This is a genomic window from Streptomyces sp. NBC_00322 (assembly GCF_036147535.1).
Lineage (GTDB): Bacteria > Actinomycetota > Actinomycetes > Streptomycetales > Streptomycetaceae > Streptomyces.
Window position 1 is genome coordinate 3,221,258 of the sequence record NZ_CP108019.1, and the last position, 17,997, is coordinate 3,239,254.

At 69.1% G+C, this 17,997-nt stretch carries 15 protein-coding genes and 1 riboswitch; of the genes, 7 read left to right on the top strand and 8 right to left on the bottom strand.

Features of this window, described 5'->3' with window-relative positions:
* Positions 1-14: 14 nt before the first annotated feature.
* The 5 genes from OG905_RS14350 to OG905_RS14370 form a co-directional block, all read right to left on the bottom strand.
* Positions 15-1,061 carry an SIS domain-containing protein gene (locus OG905_RS14350; protein ID WP_328668971.1) on the bottom strand — a complete coding sequence of 349 codons (1,047 nt, stop codon included), beginning with the start codon at positions 1,059-1,061 and terminating at the stop codon, positions 15-17.
* Between the two features lie 73 nt (positions 1,062-1,134).
* Complete coding sequence (locus OG905_RS14355) at positions 1,135-2,682, bottom strand: glycoside hydrolase family 3 protein (protein ID WP_328668972.1); 1,548 nt, start codon at positions 2,680-2,682, stop codon at positions 1,135-1,137.
* Between the two features lie 10 nt (positions 2,683-2,692).
* On the bottom strand, positions 2,693-3,550 hold the full coding sequence (locus OG905_RS14360; protein ID WP_328668974.1) for a carbohydrate ABC transporter permease: 858 nt from the start codon (positions 3,548-3,550) through the stop codon (positions 2,693-2,695).
* Positions 3,547-4,542, bottom strand: coding sequence for a carbohydrate ABC transporter permease (locus OG905_RS14365; RefSeq protein ID WP_328668975.1), 996 nt, complete (start codon positions 4,540-4,542; stop codon positions 3,547-3,549). The genes OG905_RS14360 and OG905_RS14365 overlap by 4 nt, the downstream gene beginning before the upstream one ends.
* Before the next feature lie 76 nt (positions 4,543-4,618).
* Entirely contained in the window at positions 4,619-5,902 is a 1,284-nt protein-coding gene (locus OG905_RS14370; protein WP_328668978.1) for an extracellular solute-binding protein, read from the bottom strand.
* 285 nt (positions 5,903-6,187) lie between these two features.
* On the opposite strand from OG905_RS14370, the gene OG905_RS14375 reads away from it, so the two are divergent.
* The 6 genes from OG905_RS14375 to rox all read left to right on the top strand — a co-directional run bounded on the left by OG905_RS14375 (position 6,188) and on the right by rox (position 14,840).
* Positions 6,188-6,952: a GntR family transcriptional regulator gene (locus OG905_RS14375; RefSeq protein WP_328668980.1), complete on the top strand. Its 765-nt coding sequence runs from the start codon at positions 6,188-6,190 to the stop codon at positions 6,950-6,952.
* Between the two features lie 351 nt (positions 6,953-7,303).
* Positions 7,304-7,558 (top strand): DUF3311 domain-containing protein, encoded by a 255-nt coding sequence (locus OG905_RS14380; protein WP_328668983.1) that lies wholly within the window; start codon positions 7,304-7,306, stop codon positions 7,556-7,558.
* Entirely contained in the window at positions 7,555-9,180 is a 1,626-nt protein-coding gene (gene mctP, locus OG905_RS14385) for a monocarboxylate uptake permease MctP (protein WP_328668984.1), read from the top strand. Before OG905_RS14380 ends, mctP begins: the two co-directional genes overlap by 4 nt.
* Before the next feature lie 272 nt (positions 9,181-9,452).
* A riboswitch (cobalamin riboswitch) is annotated at positions 9,453-9,578 on the top strand.
* Between the two features lie 126 nt (positions 9,579-9,704).
* Complete coding sequence (locus tag OG905_RS14390) at positions 9,705-12,071, top strand: ribonucleoside-diphosphate reductase subunit alpha (protein WP_328668986.1); 2,367 nt, start codon at positions 9,705-9,707, stop codon at positions 12,069-12,071.
* Positions 12,072-12,184: 113 nt separating this feature from the next.
* Positions 12,185-13,141 carry a ribonucleotide-diphosphate reductase subunit beta gene (locus tag OG905_RS14395; RefSeq protein WP_328682329.1) on the top strand — a complete coding sequence of 319 codons (957 nt, stop codon included), beginning with the start codon at positions 12,185-12,187 and terminating at the stop codon, positions 13,139-13,141.
* A gap of 274 nt (positions 13,142-13,415) precedes the next feature.
* The gene (rox, locus tag OG905_RS14400; protein ID WP_328668988.1) at positions 13,416-14,840 is read left to right on the top strand and encodes a rifampin monooxygenase; all 1,425 of its coding nucleotides are present in this window, start codon (positions 13,416-13,418) and stop codon (positions 14,838-14,840) included.
* 14 nt (positions 14,841-14,854) lie between these two features.
* Here rox and OG905_RS14405 read toward each other — a convergent pair whose 3' ends face one another.
* The gene (locus OG905_RS14405; RefSeq protein WP_328668989.1) at positions 14,855-15,169 is read right to left on the bottom strand and encodes a hypothetical protein; all 315 of its coding nucleotides are present in this window, start codon (positions 15,167-15,169) and stop codon (positions 14,855-14,857) included.
* Between the two features lie 82 nt (positions 15,170-15,251).
* Here OG905_RS14405 and OG905_RS14410 point away from each other — a divergent pair, with 82 nt between their 5' ends.
* On the top strand, positions 15,252-16,220 hold the full coding sequence (locus tag OG905_RS14410; protein ID WP_328668990.1) for a GlxA family transcriptional regulator: 969 nt from the start codon (positions 15,252-15,254) through the stop codon (positions 16,218-16,220).
* Positions 16,221-16,252: 32 nt separating this feature from the next.
* Here OG905_RS14410 and def read toward each other — a convergent pair whose 3' ends face one another.
* Positions 16,253-16,882: a peptide deformylase gene (gene def, locus OG905_RS14415; protein ID WP_328668993.1), complete on the bottom strand. Its 630-nt coding sequence runs from the start codon at positions 16,880-16,882 to the stop codon at positions 16,253-16,255.
* A 59-nt stretch (positions 16,883-16,941) separates the two neighbouring features.
* A complete protein-coding gene (locus OG905_RS14420; RefSeq protein ID WP_328668995.1) occupies positions 16,942-17,922 on the bottom strand; it encodes a tetratricopeptide repeat protein in 981 nt (326 codons plus the stop codon).
* Between the last annotated feature and the right edge of the window lie 75 nt (positions 17,923-17,997).

The following is a 17,997-nucleotide window of genomic DNA, read 5'->3' on the forward strand; positions in this document are numbered from 1 at the left end:
GCGGCCCGCGGGTTTCAGTGCGTCTCCGTCACCTTGGCCAGTGCCCTCGGCGCGTCCGGGTCCTGGCCCCGGGCGATCGTCACCTCGTACGCCAGCAGTTGCAGCGGCAGGATCTCCAGAATCGGCTGGAGCTCCTCCGGGACGCCCTCCGTCGGCAGGACGAAGCCCGCCGAGGCCGCCTCTGCCTGGCGAGCCGGGCCCACCACCACGAGGTCCGCGCCGCGGCCGCGGAGGCGGTCCAGGACCGGCTGGAGGGCCTCGCCGCCCTTGCCGTCGGTGACCACGGCGATGACCGGGGAGATGTTGTCCACCATCGCCAGCGGACCGTGCAGCAGGTCCGCGCCGGAGTACGAGAGCGCCGGGATGTAGCTCGTCTCCATCAGCTTCAGCGCGGCCTCCTTCGCCGTGGGATAGCCGTAACCCCGCGACGTGATCACCATCCGCTCGGCGAAGCGGTAGCGGGAGGCCAGGTGCCGTATCTCGTCCTGGCGGGCAAGGACCTGCGAGGCCAGGTCGGGAAGGACCTTGGCCGCCGCGCCGTCACCGCCGCGCAGCCCCTCCACGAACAGATAGAGCGCGAGAAGCGACGCCGTGTACGTCTTCGTCGCCGGAAGCGCCTTCTCGGGACCGGCCAGGATGTCGATGTGGAACTCGGAGACCGCCGCCAGCGGGGAGTCGGGGTTGTTCGTGACCGCGAGCGTGATCGCGCCCCCCTCGCGTGCCGCCTTCGTCGAGGCGACCAGGTCCGGTGAGCCTCCGGACTGGCTGACCGTGATGACCAGAACGTCCGTCAGGTCGGGCCGCGCGCCGTACGCCGTCGTCGTGGACATGGAGGTCAGCCCGCACGGCAGACCGAGCCGGATCTCGAGCAGATACTTCGCGTACAGCGCGGCGTTGTCGGACGTGCCGCGGGCGGTGAGCAGCACGAAGCGCGGGCTGCGCGCCGCGATCGCCGCCGCCACCTCGCGGATCCTCGGCGCGCCCTGTTCCAGGATGCGCCGCAGCACCATCGGCTGCTCCGCCATCTCACCGGCCATGATCTCGCCCGGCTTTTCGGACATGCGAGGTGCCTCCATGTGGCATTCCCTGTGCCGGGACGGACAGGCCGGCCCGGCACCGCACGGTCCGCTTCGGTCAGGCTCCGGCGCCCTTGCCGGTGATGACCTCCGCGGCGGCCCGTCCGCAGACGCGGGCGGCGCCATGGGTCGCGATGTGCAGGGCCCCCCTCGGCTCGGCCCGGTCCAGCCCCATCTCGACCACGACCGTGTCGGGGCGGGCCGCGATCAGGGCGTCCAGGGCGTCCGCCATCCAGGGGTGGCGGTGAACGTCGCGCACTACAGCGACGATCCTACGGTCACCCGCGACACCCAGCACATGTGCCACCAGGGCCGACGCTTCGGTCGTGGCGGCATAGGTGTCGGTCGTCGTGCCCGGCAGGATCGCGGCCAGCTCGGCCGCCAGGCCCCAGGGAGTCTCGTCCCCGACGGCGATGTTCGCGACGGGGGCGAGAGCCGCGACGTACGGGGCGCTCGTGAGGGGCGTGAACGGCTCCGCCGCCGTCACCCGTACGGCCCGCCGCGCGGCGACCAGACCGATGTCGGCCAGTCCGGTGTCGGTGCCGGGCGCGGTCCCCTCCTGTGAAGCCGCGCCCGGCTCCGCTGCGGCCCCCCTGGCCCGTCGCGTCCAGTCGGCGAGCGCGCGCACCCGCGCGGCCGCGTCGGCCAGTCGCTCCTCGGGCAGTTCGCCGTCCCGTACCGCCGTGACCAGCGCGTCGCGCAGTCGCAGTACGGTCTCCTCGTCGGCCAGGCCGCCGCCGACGCAGATCGCGTCGGCACCCGCGGCGATCGCGAGGACGGAGCCGCGCTCGATGCCGTACACCGCCGAGATGGCCTGCATCTCCATGCCGTCGGTGACGATCAGGCCCTGGTAGCCCAGCTCTTGGCGCAGCAGACCGGTGAGGATCTGCGGACTCAGTGTCGCCGGGCGATCAGGGTCGAGCGCGGGAAGCAGGATATGCGCGCTCATCACCGCTTTGGAACCCGCCGCGATCGCTGCGCGGAAAGGCACCAGTTCACGGGCGTGCAGCGTGTCGAGATCCACATCGATCCGGGGCAGCGCGTGGTGCGAATCCACGTTGGTGTCGCCGTGTCCGGGGAAGTGCTTGGTGCAGGCGGCGACTCCGGCGGCCTGGAGACCTTCGATGTACGCGACGGTGTGGCGGGCGGCGAGCGCGGTGTCGGCGCCGAAAGACCGTACACCGATAACCGGATTGTCCTGGTTCGAGTTGATGTCCGCGGACGGCGCCCAGTTGAGGTCGACCCCGCATTCGGCGAGTCTGCGGCCCAGTTCACGGGCGACGGCCCGGGTGAGGTCCGCGTCGTCCACCGTGCCCAGCGCGTAGTTGCCGGGGAACGAGGAGCCGGCGCGTACCTCCAGGCGGGTGACGTCTCCGCCCTCCTCGTCGATCGCGACGAGCACGTCGTCCCGCTCGGCCCTCAACTGTGCGGTGAGGGCGGCCAGTTGATTCGGCGAGAGGATATTGCGGCCGAACAGGCCGACGGCCGAGAGGCCTTCACCGATCCGGCGGAGCAGCCAGTCGGGTGCGGTGGTTCCCACGAAACCCGGCTGGAGGACGGCGAGGGCGTCGCGCGTCAGGGTGTCTGTGCGTACGAGAGTTGTCATGGGGACGGCGTCATCCCTTCACTGCGCCGGCCGTCAGACCCGCGGCCATTTTGCGCTGGACGAGGAGGAAGAGGATCACGATGGGGATGGCCATCATCGTGGCGCCCGCCATCATCGGGGCGTACTCGGTGCCGTTCTTGGTGGTGAAGTTGCCCAGCCACACGGTGGCGGTCTGGTTCTGCTGGCTCATCAGCATCAGTGCGTACAGATACTCGTTCCACGCCTGGATGAAGCCGTAGACCGAGGTGGCGACCATGCCCGGGGCGAGCAGCGGGAACACCACGCGGATGAACGCGCCGGTGCGGGTGCAGCCGTCGACCATCGCCGCCTCCTCGAGCTCCCTGGGGATGTTGACGATGAATCCGCGCAGCGTCCAGACCGTGAAGGGCAGGATGAAGGTCAGGTACGTGATGATCAGGCCCGTGAGCCTGTCGTACTGACCGAGGTCGTTCAGCAGCAGGAAGACCGGGATGATCATGGCGACCAGCGGGATCATCTGGACCGCGAGGATGCCGACGATCACGATCTTGCGGCCGCGGAAGGCGAAGCGGGATATCGCGAGTGCGGCGAGCATGCCGACCGCGATGCCGATGACGACCACGACGAGCGAGACGGTCAGGCTGCGTCCGACGGGTCCCCAGAAGTCGGCGATGTCCAGTGCGCGGCGGAAGTTGTCCGTCGTGAAGACGTTGGGGAAGAAATGCGGGTCCGGGTCGATCGCGTCCTTGGCGGGCTTGAACGCCGTGTTCAGCATCCAGTAGACCGGGAAGCCCGCGGTGACGAAGACGAGCAGGCCGAGCAGATTCCAGCCGAGCCGGCTCTTCCTGGGACGGCGGGTGGCGGCGGGAGCCGCGGCGGTCGAAGTCACTCCACCTCTCCGATCTTGAGCATCTGGCGCATGTAGACCGCGACCACACCGAGCAGCAGGAGCACCGTGACGAGTGCGATCGCCGAGCCGGTTCCGTAGTCGTTGACGACGAACGCCTTGTCGTACGAGTACGTGGTGAGCAGCTGGAACTCCGCCTCGGGATGGCCGTTGCGCATCACGAAGACCTGCGGGAACACGCCCATGTCCCAGATCACCGAGAGCGTCGTGAGCATCACGATGATGGGCTTGAGGATCGGCAGGGTGACGAAGCGGAAGACGCCCCAGGCGCCCGCGCCGTCGAGCCGGGCGGCCTCTTCGAGCTCCTTGGGTACCTGCGTGAGGCCGGCGCTGAGCGTGATCACGACGAAGGGCACGGCGCCCCAGACCACCAGCAGGATGATCACGGAGAGGCCCTGGGGGCCGCTGGCGAACCAGTTGTGGCCGATCATGTCGACCCCGGGCAGCCGGGAGAGCAGCCAGTTGAGTACGCCGTAGTCGGCGTCGAAGAGCCACTTGAAGATCGCGGTGGCGACGATGATGGGCATCCCCCAGCTCGCCACCAGCGCGATGTTGATCAGGGTCTTCACCCAGCCGGAGACACGCTGCAGCAGCAGGGCGACCAGCATGCCGATGACCATGGTGAGGACCACGGCGCTGAAGGCGAAGACGGCGGTCCGAACGACGACGGTCCAGAACTCGCTGTCCCCGAGGATCTTGGAGAAGTTGTCGAAGCCGACCGACTCCGGGTCCTTGAAGCCCCACAGCTGGGGCTGGCCGAACTTCTGGAAGGAGAGGGTGACCAGCCGTACCAGCGGATAGCCGAGGACGAGCAGCAGGATGAGCAGGCAGGGCGCGAGCAGCAGCCAGGGCACTCCTGCCCCGCCTCTGGTCTGCTTTCTGCCGGGCTTCGCGGGGGTGGCTGCGCCGGTCCCCGGTGGTGGCGATGGCCACGTCGGCGGCACCGTGGCGGTGGTTGTCTCTGCGGCACTCATCCCGTGCTCCTCAGCAGTCCCTCTCCCGGTACGAAAGGCAGGGCCCCGTCGCGGTGACGGGGGCCCTGCCCACAGGTCACTTGGTGTTGATGACCTTGTCGATCGCGGCGTCCGCGGCCTTCGCGGCGTCAGCGACCGACTTCTTGCCGGTGCCGATCTCCTGCAGCATGGTCTTGAGGGTCTGGGCCTTCTCGACCTGGCCCCAGCCCGGTGCCATGGGCACGAACCAGTTGGACTCGGCGGCGGTGGCCGGGACCACCGTCTTCGGGTCGTTCTTCAGGGTCGCGAGGTCCGTCTTGTTGTTGGGCAGATTGCCCTTGGCGAGCAGACCCTTCTGGCCCTGGGCGCCGGTGAAGGCGTTGATCCACTCGGCCGCGACGTCCTGCGCCTTGGACTTGACCGGGACGGCCAGGTCGGAGCCGCCGAGGAAGACCGGCAGGGCCTTGCCGTTCGGGCCGGGCATCACGAAGTTCTCGATCTTGTCGGCGAGCTTGCCGACCTTGTCGTTCTCCGGGGCGGCGGCGGTGCCACCCTCCCAGGCCGCGCTGAAGATGGTCGCGGACTTGCCCTGGCCGAAGACGACCGGACGGTCGGACTCGTCCTTCGTCTTGTCGCCGTGCATGTACTTGTCGAGGATCGACTTGTACTCATTGAGGCCCTTGAGGGACTCGGGCGAGGAGAGGTTGGCCTTCCACTGGTCGCCGTCCTTCTTGGCGATGGAGCCACCGGCGTCGTACACGAAGGACATCGCGGCGTACCAGTCGGGCGACGGCTGGTACCAGGCGCTGAACTTGTCGCCCTTCTTCTCCTGGATCTTGTCCAGAGCGGCGGTGAGCTCCGCGTACGTCTTCGGGGCGGCCTTCACGCCGGCCTCGGTGGCGATGTCCTTGCGCCAGGTGCCGACACGGCCGCCGGCGTAGTACGGGACGCCGTAGGTCTTGCCCTCGTACGTGACGGACTCCTTGAGGCCGTCCAGCCACGCGTCCGACTGCTCGAACTTCTTCGGGTCGACCTCGGCGAACGCGCCCTTGGTCATGTAGCCGAGCATCTCGGTGTTGCCCATCTCGACCACGTCCGGAGCCTTGTCCGTGGCGAGTACGGCGTCGAGCTTGGCGTTCTTGTCCGGCCAGCCGTAGTACTCGTGCTTGATCTTGATGCCCGGGTGCTTCTTGACGACCGCCGCGTCGGCGGCCTTCACCAGATCGGGCCAGTTGTTCTGCGCGTCGACCGTCAGCCAGACGGTCAGTTCCTTGGCGTCGCCGCCGGCAGTCTTGTCCCCGCCCTTGTCCGAATCGCCACAGGCCGCCAGGCCGATCATCATGCCCGCGACGCCTACCGCCGCGATGAGCTTGCGCTTCACGCCACCCTCCTCAGGGATGCCTGCAACCCCCCGCCCACCGCGAAGACATACGACGAGTACTGCTCGTGGGGCTGGGACCTGGTCTTTAATGGTTTAGACCAGTACCCGGAGCTTGGCCTAGACCTTTAGGGGTGTCAAGGGTGTATAAGAAGGGCTGTCGCGTCCGTTATCGGACCGACACCTGAGGGCAGGCGAGGACCCGTGACCGTGCCCGTGCCACCATGTGAGCCGCAACAGACGGAGGAGCCGGTGACGGCAGCATCACAGGAGTCGGGAAGGCGGGCCATGACGACGGACGGGGGCGGCACCGAAGCCGAGGGCGGGGCAGTGGCCCGTACCGCGCGCGTGCCCAAGTACTACCGGCTCAAGCGCCACTTGCTCGACATGACCGAAACGCTTCCGCCTGGCACGCCCGTGCCGCCGGAGCGCACACTGGCGGCCGAGTTCGACACCTCGCGCACCACGGTGCGCCAGGCGCTTCAGGAACTGGTCGTCGAAGGCCGCCTGGAGCGCATCCAGGGCAAGGGCACCTTCGTGGCCAAGCCCAAGGTCTCGCAGGCCCTCCAGCTCACCTCGTACACCGAGGACATGCGGGCCCAGGGCCTCGAGCCCACCTCGCAACTGCTGGACATCGGCTATGTCACGGCCGACGACACGCTGGCCGGACTGCTGGACATCTCGACCGGCGGGCGGGTGCTACGGATCGAGCGGCTGAGGCTCGCGAGCGGCGAGCCGATGGCGATCGAGACGACGCACCTGTCGGCCAAGCGCTTCCCGGCGCTGCGCCGCAGCCTGGTGAAGTACACCTCGCTCTACACGGCGCTGGCGGAGGTGTACGACGTCCATCTGGCCGAGGCCGAGGAGACGATCGAGACCTCGCTCGCCACCCCGCGCGAGGCCGGGCTTCTCGGCACGGACGTGGGCCTGCCGATGCTGATGCTCTCGCGCCACTCGCTGGACGCGCAGGGCGAGCCGGTGGAGTGGGTGCGCTCGGTGTACCGCGGCGACCGGTACAAGTTCGTGGCCAGGCTCCAGCGGCCGAAGGACTGACGCGGCGCCCAGCCGGCCTTGCCGGGGGTCCGGGGGTTGTCCCGCGGGAGACTGCGGCGTGGCCAGGCTCCAGCGGCCGAAGGACTGAGCACGGCACGTGGTGTAGCGCGGGGCGTACTTCCTGCTCTACGGTCCTCCCGTCATCGCGAGCGACGGGAGGACGATCCGGTGCGCTCGGATCGGACGGACCGACAGAAGCCGGACCCCGCCACGGGGTTCGGCCTGCTGACGAGACGTTGGCGCCGAGTCGTTGCCGTACCGATATGCGGACGGGGGTGACGCTGGTCAGAACCCTCCCCTAGATTTCCTGCGCATTACAACTGGTGATACGTGAGGGGACGGAGCCGCCGTATGTCAGATGTGACGGACGAGAAACAACCAGTGATCACGCCGGTGCGCGCGATCGTCGCCCTCTGCCTCTTCGCGCCGTTCGTCGCGATGCTCTGGGTCGGCTCGTACGCGAAGACCGAGCCGACGTTCATCGGCATCCCGTTCTTCTACTGGTACCAGATGCTCTGGGTGCTCATCTCCACCGCGCTCACCGTGGTCGCCTACAAGCTGTGGCAGCGCGACCAGCGCGCCCGCAAGGGGGGTGCGTCGAAGTGAACGACGGCGTGAACGGCGTCGCACTCGGCGTCTTCATCTTCTTCTTCCTGGCCGTCACGGTCATGGGCTTCCTGGCCGCGCGCTGGCGCAAGGCCGAGAGCGACAGCCTCGACGAATGGGGCCTGGGCGGCCGGTCGTTCGGCACCTGGGTGACCTGGTTCCTGCTCGGCGGCGACCTCTACACGGCGTACACCTTCGTCGCCGTCCCCGCGGCGATCTACGCGGCGGGCGCGGCGGGCTTCTTCGCCGTCCCGTACACGATCCTCGTCTACCCGCTGATCTTCACCTTCCTGCCGCGGCTGTGGTCGGTCTCGCACAAGCACGGATACGTCACCACATCGGACTTCGTCCGCGGACGCTGGGGCTCGAAGGGCCTGTCGCTCGCGGTCGCCGTCACCGGCATCCTGGCGACGATGCCGTACATCGCACTCCAACTGGTCGGCATCCAGGCCGTACTCGACGTGATGGGTGTCGGCGGCGGCGAGACGACGAACTGGTTCGTCAAGGACCTGCCGCTGCTGATCGCCTTCGGTGTGCTCGCGGCGTACACGTACTCCTCCGGGCTGCGGGCCCCCGCGCTGATCGCCTTCGTCAAGGACACGCTGATCTACATCGTCATCGCGGTGGCGATCATCTACATCCCGATCAAGCTCGGCGGCTTCGACGACATCTTCGCCAAGGCGGGCGACGCGTTGGCGCAGATCAACCCGGCGACCGACAAGCCACGGGGCGCGCTGGCACCGGCGGAGGCGGGCCAGTGGGGATACGCCACGCTGGCACTCGGATCCGCCCTGGCGCTGTTCATGTATCCGCACTCGATCACGGCGACGCTCTCCTCGCGCAGCCGTGACGTGATCCGGCGCAACACCACGATTCTGCCGCTGTATTCACTGATGCTGGGCCTGCTGGCGCTGCTCGGCTTCATGGCGATCGCGGCGGGCGTGAAGGTGAAGAACGGTCAGCTGGCCATCCCGCAGCTGTTCGAGAACATGTTCCCCGACTGGTTCGCCGGTGTCGCCTTCGCGGCGATCGGCATCGGGGCGCTGGTGCCGGCGGCGATCATGTCGATCGCCGCGGCGAATCTGTTCACGCGGAACATCTACAAGGACTTCATCAAGCCGGACGCGACGCCCGCGCAGGAAACCAAGGTCTCCAAGCTGGTGTCCCTCCTGGTGAAGGTCGGCGCGCTGGTCTTCGTCCTGACGATGGACAAGACGGTGGCCATCAACTTCCAGCTTCTGGGCGGCATCTGGATCCTCCAGACCTTCCCCTCGCTGGTGGGCGGCCTGTTCACCCGCTGGTTCCACCGCTGGGCGCTGCTGGCGGGCTGGGCGGTGGGCATGATCTACGGCACGGCGGCGGCGTACGGAGTGGCCAGCCCGACGCAGAAGCACTTCGGCGGCTCGTCCGCGGAGATTCCCGGCTTCGGCGAGATCGGGTACATCGGTCTGACGGCGTTCGTGCTGAACGTGGTGGTGACGGTGGTGCTGACGTTCGCACTGCGGGCGGTGAAGGCGCCGGAGGGCGTCGACGAGACGTCGCCGTCGGACTACACGGCGGACGCGGGAGATCCGGGCGTGAAGGCGGAACTGCCGTCGGCGACGGCGGACGCGGGTCACTGACGGTCGGACTTGGCGCGAGGGCCGCCGCGTCCCCTGGCGGGGGGCATGGCGGCCCTTTGGCTTGTTCGGGGCTTGTTCCCCCACCCCGCGCTGAAGTTCAGCCCGACCGGCGTTTGAGGACATGCGGCCGAAGGTCGTATGCGGGGTTCGGGGCGGAGCCCCGATTCGGGAAGGGACGGGACGGGGGCAGAGCCCGCCGCAGGCGCACCCGCACCCCGTAGCCGCCCCGACACAACATGTGGTGGGTGCGGCAACTCCCCGCCCCCACATGTATGCTCATGCTCGCTGTCGCCGCAGGGGAATCCGGTGCGAATCCGGAACTGTCCCGCAACGGTGTGATGCGGTGCGCTTTGTCGCACCCCACTAGTCCGAAGACCTGCCGACGGCGCATCCGGCTCGACCGAACCGGGTGCCGACACGTCCGGGCCTCGCGGTTGGGCCGGTGGACGCGGTGAGCCGTCCCCGTGACGCGCGCCCGTGACGCCTCCCCCGCCGGCCCAGAGCCGAGCGAGGGAGAGCACCACGTGACCATCGCGCCAGCCGATCCGGCTTCAGGCATCTCCGAGCAGGTGGCCGACGGCCCCGGGACCGCGCTTCTGCGGACCCTGACCGGTCTCACCGCCGATCTGCCCGACACCGACCCCGGCCGTGTCGCCGCCGCCGCGCTGCGCGGCCGGCACGCCGGTTCGGACGCGGCCGAGCTCCGGGGCCTGGCCACCGACGCGGCCGCGGGGCTGATCTCCGAGGACCCTGCCTACTCCCGGCTCGCTGCCCGCCTGCTGACCCGTCATATCGCCGACGAGGCAGCCGGACAGGGCGCGGTCTCCTTCTCCGCCTCGGTCGCGGTCGGCCACCGAGAGGGCCTGATCGCCGACCGCACTGCCGAGTTCGTGGCGCTGCACGCCGCCCGGCTGGACGCGCTGATCGACCGGGACGCGGACGACCGCTTCGGCTACTTCGGTCTGCGCACCCTCTACAGCCGCTATCTGCTGCGGCATCCGATCACCCGTCAGGTGATCGAGACCCCGCAGTACTTCATGCTGCGCGTCGCCTCGGGCCTCGCGGAGGACAACAGCACCCGCGCCCTGGACGAGGTCGCCGCGCTCTACCGGCTGATGAGCAGGCTCGACTACCTCCCCTCCTCGCCCACGCTCTTCAACTCCGGGACCCGCCACCCGCAGATGTCGTCCTGCTATCTGCTGGACTCCCCGCTGGACGAGCTGGACTCGATCTACGACCGCTACCACCAGGTCGCTCGCCTGTCCAAGCACGCGGGCGGCATCGGTCTCTCGTACTCCCGTATCCGCGCCCGCGGTTCGCTGATCCGTGGCACCAACGGGCACTCCAACGGCATCGTGCCGTTCCTGAAGACCCTCGACGCCTCGGTCGCCGCCGTGAACCAGGGCGGCCGGCGCAAGGGCGCGGCCGCGATCTATCTGGAGACCTGGCACGCGGACATCGAAGAGTTCCTGGAGCTGCGCGACAACACCGGTGAGGACGCTCGGCGTACGCACAACCTCAACCTCGCGCACTGGATCCCTGACGAGTTCATGCGCCGCGTCGAGGCCGACGCCGACTGGTCGCTGTTCTCGCCCGCCGATGTGCCCGAGCTGGTCGACCTGTGGGGCGAGGAGTTCGACGCCGCGTACCGCGAGGCGGAGGCCGAGGGCCTGGCCCGCAAGGCCATCCCGGCTCGCGAGCTGTACGGCCGGATGATGCGTACGCTCGCCCAGACCGGCAACGGCTGGATGACCTTCAAGGACGCCTCCAACCGCACCGCCAACCAGACCGCCGAGCCCGGCCGGGTCGTGCACAGCTCCAACCTGTGCACCGAGATCCTCGAAGTCACGGACGACGGCGAGACGGCCGTCTGCAACCTCGGCTCGGTCAACCTGGGTTCGTTCGTCGCGGGCGACGGCATCGACTGGGAGCGCCTGGACGAGACCGTCCGTACCGCCGTGACCTTCCTCGACCGGGTCGTCGACATCAACTTCTACCCGACCGAGCAGGCGGGCCGTTCCAACGCCAGGTGGCGTCCGGTCGGCCTGGGCGCGATGGGCCTCCAGGACGTCTTCTTCAAGCTGCGCCTGCCCTTCGACTCCCCCGAGGCGAAGGCGCTCTCCACGAAGATCGCCGAGCGGATCATGCTCGCCGCGTACGAGGCGTCCTGCTCGCTCGCCGAGCGCAACGGCCCGCTGCCCGCCTGGTCCGAGACCCGCGCGGCCCGTGGCGTGCTGCACCCCGACCACTACGACGTCGAAGTCATCTGGCCTGAGCGCTGGGACGCCCTGCGCGCGCGGGTGGCGAAGAGCGGCATGCGCAACTCGCTCCTCCTCGCCATCGCGCCGACCGCCACCATCGCCTCGATCGCGGGCGTGTACGAGTGCATCGAGCCTCAGGTCTCCAACCTGTTCAAGCGCGAGACGCTCAGCGGTGAGTTCCTCCAGGTCAACGCCTATCTCGTGGAGGAGCTGAAGCAGCTGGGCGTATGGGACGCGCAGACCCGTGAGGCGCTGCGCGAGTCCAGCGGCTCGGTGCAGGGCTTCAACTGGATCCCCGCCGACGTCCGCGCGCTGTACCGCACGGCGTGGGAGATCCCGCAGCGCGGCCTGATCGACATGGCCGCCGCCCGCACTCCGTTCCTGGACCAGTCGCAGTCGCTGAACCTGTTCCTGGAGACGCCGACCATCGGGAAGCTCAGCTCGATGTACGCGTACGCCTGGAAGCAGGGCCTGAAGACGACGTACTACCTGCGCTCACGCCCGGCGACCCGGATCGCCCGCGCCGCCCAGTCGCAGGCGACCATCCCCGTACAGCAGGCATCCGCGCCCGACGCCGACGCGATCGCCTGCTCCCTCGAAAACCCCGAGTCCTGCGAGGCCTGCCAGTAATGACCCCCCACCCGTCACCCGACCACCGCCCCTCAACGACGGCGCTTCGCTCCGACACCGCTCCTCTTCAGAAGAACCTCCTCGACCCGGGCTTCGAGCTGACCCTGCGTCCGATGCGCTACCCGGACTTCTACGAGCGCTACCGCGACGCGATCAAGAACACCTGGACCGTCGAGGAGGTCGACCTCCACTCCGACGTCGCCGACCTCGCCAAGCTCACGCCGGGCGAGCAGCACATGATCGGCCGGCTGGTCGCGTTCTTCGCGACCGGCGACTCGATCGTCTCCAACAACCTCGTGCTGACGCTCTACAAGCACATCAACTCCCCCGAGGCGCGGCTCTACTTGAGCCGTCAGCTCTTCGAGGAGGCCGTGCACGTCCAGTTCTATCTGACGCTGCTCGACACCTACCTCCCCGATCCGGATGACCGCGCGGCCGCGTTCGACGCGGTGGAGGAGATCCCCTCCATCCGCGAGAAGGCCCAGTTCTGCTTCAAGTGGATGGACTCGGTCGAGAAGATCGAACGGCTGGAGACGAAGGCCGACCGCCGCCGCTTCCTGCTGAATCTGATCTGCTTCGCGGCCTGCATCGAGGGGCTGTTCTTCTACGGCGCGTTCGCGTACGTCTACTGGTTCCGCTCCCGCGGCCTGCTGCACGGCCTGGCCACCGGCACCAACTGGGTCTTCCGCGACGAGACCATGCACATGAACTTCGCCTTCGAGGTCGTGGACACGGTCCGCAAGGAGGAGCCCGAGCTTTTCGACGACGAACTCCAGCAGCAGGTCACCGACATGCTGAGGGAGGCCGTCGAGGCGGAGCTGCAGTTCGGCCGCGATCTGTGCGGCGAGGGTCTGCCCGGCATGAACACCGAGTCGATGCGCGAATACCTGCAGTGCGTCGCCGACCAGCGGCTCACCCGGCTCGGCTTCGCCCCGGTGTACGGCTCGGAGAATCCGTTCTCCTTCATGGAGCTGCAGGGCGTCCAGGAGCTGACGAACTTCTTCGAGCGCCGTCCGTCCGCCTACCAGGTGGCGGTGGAGGGCTCGGTCGGCTTCGACGACGACTTCTAGGCCCTCACGTCGAGACCTCACAGATCTCTCCCGTCACGGGGGGACGGGAGAACGGCCGGGCGGATGCAGGGGTGCATCCGCCCGGCTTTTCGTTGTTCGTACCGCTCGCCGACAAAAGTAAAGGCAAGGAGGTTACCCACTCCTTGCCACTTTCAACATATAGCGCACAGGGGGCCTTGCGGCAAGACCCGGGCCGTCACACAGAATCGTCAGCCGTAGCCAGAACCTGCGGAAATCAGGGGTTCGCGAAGTACGTGCCTTTTGGGGGATTCTTATGATTGACGTGATCGTTACCGGCGGTGGACCGACCGGCTTGATGCTGGCCTGCGAGTTGCGGCTGCACGGCGTGCACGCGCTCGTGCTGGAGAAGGAGATGGAGCCGACCAGGTATGTCCGCGCGCTCGGTCTGCACGCGCGCAGCGTCGAGGTGATGGACCAGCGCGGCCTGCTGGAGCGGTTCCTCGCGCTCGGCCGGCAGTACCCGGTCGGAGGTTTCTTCGCCGGCATCACCAAGCCGTCGCCGGACCTGGACACCGCACATCCGTACGTCCTCGGCATTCCGCAGACCACCACCGACCGCCTGCTGACCGAGCACGCCACCGAACTCGGCGTCGATATCCGGCGCGGCTGCGAGCTGGTCGGGCTGACCCAGGACGACCACGGGGTGACCGCCGAGCTGGCCGACGGCACGCAGCTGCGCTCGCGCTACCTCGTCGGCTGCGACGGCGGCCGCAGCACGGTGCGCAAGCTACTCGGCGTCGGCTTCCCCGGTGAGCCCACCAGGGTCGAGACGCTGCTGGGCGAGATGGAGGTGGCCGTACCGCCGGAGACGCTGGCCGCCGTGGTGGCCGAAGTCCGCAAGACCCAACTTCGGTTCGGCGCCGTGCCCTTCGGGGAGGGGGTGTACCGCATTGTCGTGCCCGCCGAGGGGGTGGCGGAGGACCGCTCGGTCCCGCCGACCCTCGAGGAGGTGAAGCAGCAGCTGCGGGCGTTCGCCGGCACCGACTTCGGCGTGCACTCGCCGCGCTGGCTCTCCCGCTTCGGCGACGCCACCCGGCAGGCCGAGCGCTACCGGACCGGCCGGGTGCTGCTGGCCGGCGACGCGGCGCACATCCACCCGCCGGCCGGCGGGCAGGGGCTCAACCTCGGCATCCAGGACGCGTTCAACCTCGGCTGGAAACTGGCCGCCGATGTGGGCGGCTGGGCACCGGAGGGGCTGCTGGACAGCTACCACACCGAACGGCACCCGGTGGCCGCCGACGTGCTGGACAACACCCGCGCGCAGATGCTGCTGATGTCCCCCGAGCCGGGTTCCCGGTCAGTGCGCCGGCTGGTGTCGGAACTGATGGACTTCGAGGACGTGAACCGGTACCTGATCGAGAAGATCACCGCGATCGGGGTCCGCTACGACTTCGGCGAGGGCCATGAACTGCTCGGTCGGCGGCTGCGGGACGTGAAGCTGAAGCAGGGGCGCCTCTACGAGCTGATGCACGGCGGCCGCGGGCTGCTGCTCGACCAGACCGGCGGGCTCTCGGTGGCGGGCTGGGCGGACCGGGTCGACCACGTCGTCGACGTCAGCGAGGAACTGGACGTGCCCGCGGTGCTGTTGCGGCCGGACGGCCATGTGGCGTGGGTCGGTGACGATCAGCAGGACCTGCTCAGCCGGCTGCCCAAGTGGTTCGGCGCACCATCGGCCTGACGGCACACGGACCGCTACTCCGCAGTGCACGGGGTCTTCACCGCTGCCGCGTCCCGGCGCGGCACGGGCGTGGACTTCGGGCTCACGATCGTCCTCGACGGGACTGGCGTGCGCACCGGCGTACGGACCGGAGCACTGGTCGAGGAACGACGCCGGGCCTCTCGCAGCTCGGCCTGAAGCAGCCTGGCACGGCGCACGTCCTCCCGGCCCAGCTCCGCCTCGCGCAGCTGGCGGTCGACGATCCGCTCCCTGACGTTCCCCACCAGTGCGGGAAGGAGGATGAGCCCGAAGAGGGCGATGACGAAGAGGTAGTCGAAGAATGTGTTCATGCGCTCCACTGTCGTCCTCGCGCGCCAAGAAAGTCAGTGGCAGGACTGTCATGAATCATCGAATTACTGCCACAATGGTTCCATGCTCAAAAACGTGGCCACCGTCCTCCTGGAGGACGTGCATCCCTTCGAGCTCGGGGTCGTCAGCGAGGTCTTCGGCCTCGACCGCAGCGACGACGGACTGCCCGTGTACGACTTCGCGGCGGTCTCCGCCGAGGGCCCCGTCCTGCGCACGCATGCCGGGTTCACCATCAGCACTCCGTACGGCCTCGAACGACTGGAGGACGCGGATCTCATCGCCGTGCCCACCGGCGGTTCGTACCCGACCCGCGAGTATCCGGAGGAGCTGCTCGACGCGCTGCGCCGAGCCGTCGACCGTGGTGCGCGCGTGCTGAGCGTCTGCACCGGCGCTTTCGTCCTCGGTGCTGCCGGGCTGCTCGACGGCCGCCGCTGCACCACCCACTGGCGGCACGCCCGCGACCTGGCCGAGCGCCATCCGCGCGCCCTCGTCGACCCCGATGTGCTGTACGTCGACGAGGGGCCGGTGATCACCTCGGCCGGCACCGCGGCGGCGATCGACGCCTGCCTCCATGTGGTACGCCAGGAGCACGGCCCCGAGACCGCCAACGCCATCGCCCGCCGCATGGTGGTGCCGCCGCACCGCGACGGCGGCCAGGCGCAGTACATCGACCGCCCGCTGCCGCGCACTTCGTGCGACACGGTCGGCGAGGTGCTGTCGTGGATGGAGCGGCATCTGGACGTCGAGCTGACCGTCGAGCAGCTCGCCGCCCGGGCCCATATGTCGCCGCGCACCTTCGCCCGCCGCTTCCAGCAGGAGACGGGCACCACTCCCTACCGCTGGCTGCTGCGCCAACGGGTGCTGCTGTCACAGGAGTTGCTGGAGACGACGGACGAGACGGTTGACGCGATCGCGGGCCGCGCCGGCTTCGGCAATGCGGCCGTCCTGCGCCACCACTTCCTGCGTACGCTCGGCACCACGCCACACGCCTACCGCCGCACTTTCCGGGGCCCGCTGCACGGCGTCGCGTGAGGCACCACGCCGGGCAGGCGCCCCCGGCAGGATCAGTCGTTGGGGACGGTCTCGTAGCGCGGCGTGCCCTCTTCCATCTGGCGCAGCGCGTCCTTGCGGTCCCGCTTGGAGAGCCGGTCGATGTACAGGTAGCCGTACAGATGGTCCGTCTCGTGCTGGAGGCAGCGGGCGAAGTAGCCCGTGCCCCGCACCTTGATCGGATTGCCTTCGGCGTCCTGGCCGCGCACCACCGCGTAGTCGGGGCGGGCCAGGGAGGCGTAGGCCGTCGGGACGGAGAGGCAGCCCTCGTTGGCGTCGTCGAGAACGCGCAGCTCCGGCGGCAGCTCCTCCAGGACGGGGTTGCAGACGACACCGGTGTGACGTACACCGTCGTCGTCGGGGCAGTCGTACACGAAGACCTTGAGGTCGACGCCGATCTGGTTGGCGGCAAGGCCCACGCCCTCCGCCGCCTTCTGGCTGGCGAACATGTCGTCGATCAGAGCCGCGAGCTTGTCGTCGAACTCCGTGACGTCCTTGCACTCCTTGTGGAGCACGGGGTTGCCGACGACCGTGATCGGGCGGGCCGTGCCGCGCTCGCGGTACGCCAGCTCGCGCTCCTCGCAGTTCTCCGTGTCGACGACGAAGCCGTCGTTCACCTGCTCGTCCGTCTGCTGCTGCGCCATGGCCGCTTCTGCGCCTTCCTGGGAACCCGAATCGATCCCGTACAGCCTACGGCCAGCGGTCAGCAGACTTCTTCGAGATCCCGCCACTCGCGCGTGCCCGGGCTGTCGGCGACCCAGCCGTCCAGCAGGCCCCGGACCAGTCCGGCGGGGGCGGCGATCCCGCACTCGCGCTCCGGCGACCACAGATCGCCCGCGGTGCGGTGGCCCAGCGGTCCCGGGTGGCCCGGCTCGCTGTGGTCGTGCGGGTCCAGGTGCTCGCCCTCGCCCTCGGCGCTGGGCATCCGGCTCTCGGAGCAGGCCCGGCACAGCAGCCGCACGGAGGAGGACCAGTCCTCGGCGGCGAAGCCCGCGTCGGAGGCGAGCTGCTCCAGGGCGTCCCGGTCGGCCTCGGTCGCGGCTTCCAGCAGAACCACCCAGGTGGGGACGGGAGAGGGCGCCCAGAGCTCGATCTCGTCGAACACGGGGTACGAAGGCCCGGCGGTGGTGGTCCGCTCGCCGTGCGGCACGCCGTCGTGCAGGACGACCTCGCCCCAGCGCCGTCCGGAGGACGGCAACGGGATCGAGAGCACTTCTATCCGTGCCGGATCGAGCCTGCGGCCCCACACCACCTCGGCCTCGCCCTCGGGCGACAGCCGTACGGCGGCGCTGCCGAGCTCCATGCCGACCGGCTCGCCGTTCGCCGCGGCCGCGCCGGGCACCTTGAGTCCGTAGGCCTGCCAGGAGCGGCGGGCCAGCGGCCAGTCCTGCAGGGCGGTGGCGGCGATCCCGACGTTCCACCAGTCGGGGGCGCCGGTCTCCTTGTCCAGCAGCGCTACGGCCCGCAGGCCGGCGGCGCGGGCCTGCTCCCAGTCGTGCCGGAACTTGTGCAGAAGTGCAAGGTTGAACCAGGACTCCGAGAGCCAGGGCTCGAGGTCCGCCGCCCTTGTCAACAGCGCGCCCGCGTCCTCGTACCGGCCGTCGCCGATCAGCGTGAACGCGCGGTCGGTGGCCTGCCGCCAAGAGGCGGAGGGCCGATGCCGTACCTTCCCGAAGATCCTCACGATTCCCGCCTGCCGGTCGCTCGGGTCACTGCCCCCGGACACGTGTTTTGTGCCTTCCTTCGCATCCAACCATGC

Excerpts from the sequence above, each read along its gene's own strand:
- OG905_RS14350 (WP_328668971.1), bottom strand. The coding sequence starts at position 1,061 with ATGTCCGAAAAGCCGGGCGAGATCATGGCCGGTGAGATGGCGGAGCAG.
- OG905_RS14355 (WP_328668972.1), bottom strand. The coding sequence starts at position 2,682 with ATGACAACTCTCGTACGCACAGACACCCTGACGCGCGACGCCCTCGCC.
- OG905_RS14365 (WP_328668975.1), bottom strand. The coding sequence starts at position 4,542 with ATGAGTGCCGCAGAGACAACCACCGCCACGGTGCCGCCGACGTGGCCA.
- OG905_RS14375 (WP_328668980.1), top strand. The coding sequence starts at position 6,188 with ATGACGACGGACGGGGGCGGCACCGAAGCCGAGGGCGGGGCAGTGGCC.
- OG905_RS14380 (WP_328668983.1), top strand. The coding sequence starts at position 7,304 with ATGTCAGATGTGACGGACGAGAAACAACCAGTGATCACGCCGGTGCGC.
- OG905_RS14395 (WP_328682329.1), top strand. The coding sequence starts at position 12,185 with ATGCGCTACCCGGACTTCTACGAGCGCTACCGCGACGCGATCAAGAAC.
- rox (WP_328668988.1), top strand. The coding sequence starts at position 13,416 with ATGATTGACGTGATCGTTACCGGCGGTGGACCGACCGGCTTGATGCTG.
- OG905_RS14405 (WP_328668989.1), bottom strand. The coding sequence starts at position 15,169 with ATGAACACATTCTTCGACTACCTCTTCGTCATCGCCCTCTTCGGGCTC.
- OG905_RS14410 (WP_328668990.1), top strand. The coding sequence starts at position 15,252 with ATGCTCAAAAACGTGGCCACCGTCCTCCTGGAGGACGTGCATCCCTTC.
- def (WP_328668993.1), bottom strand. The coding sequence starts at position 16,882 with ATGGCGCAGCAGCAGACGGACGAGCAGGTGAACGACGGCTTCGTCGTC.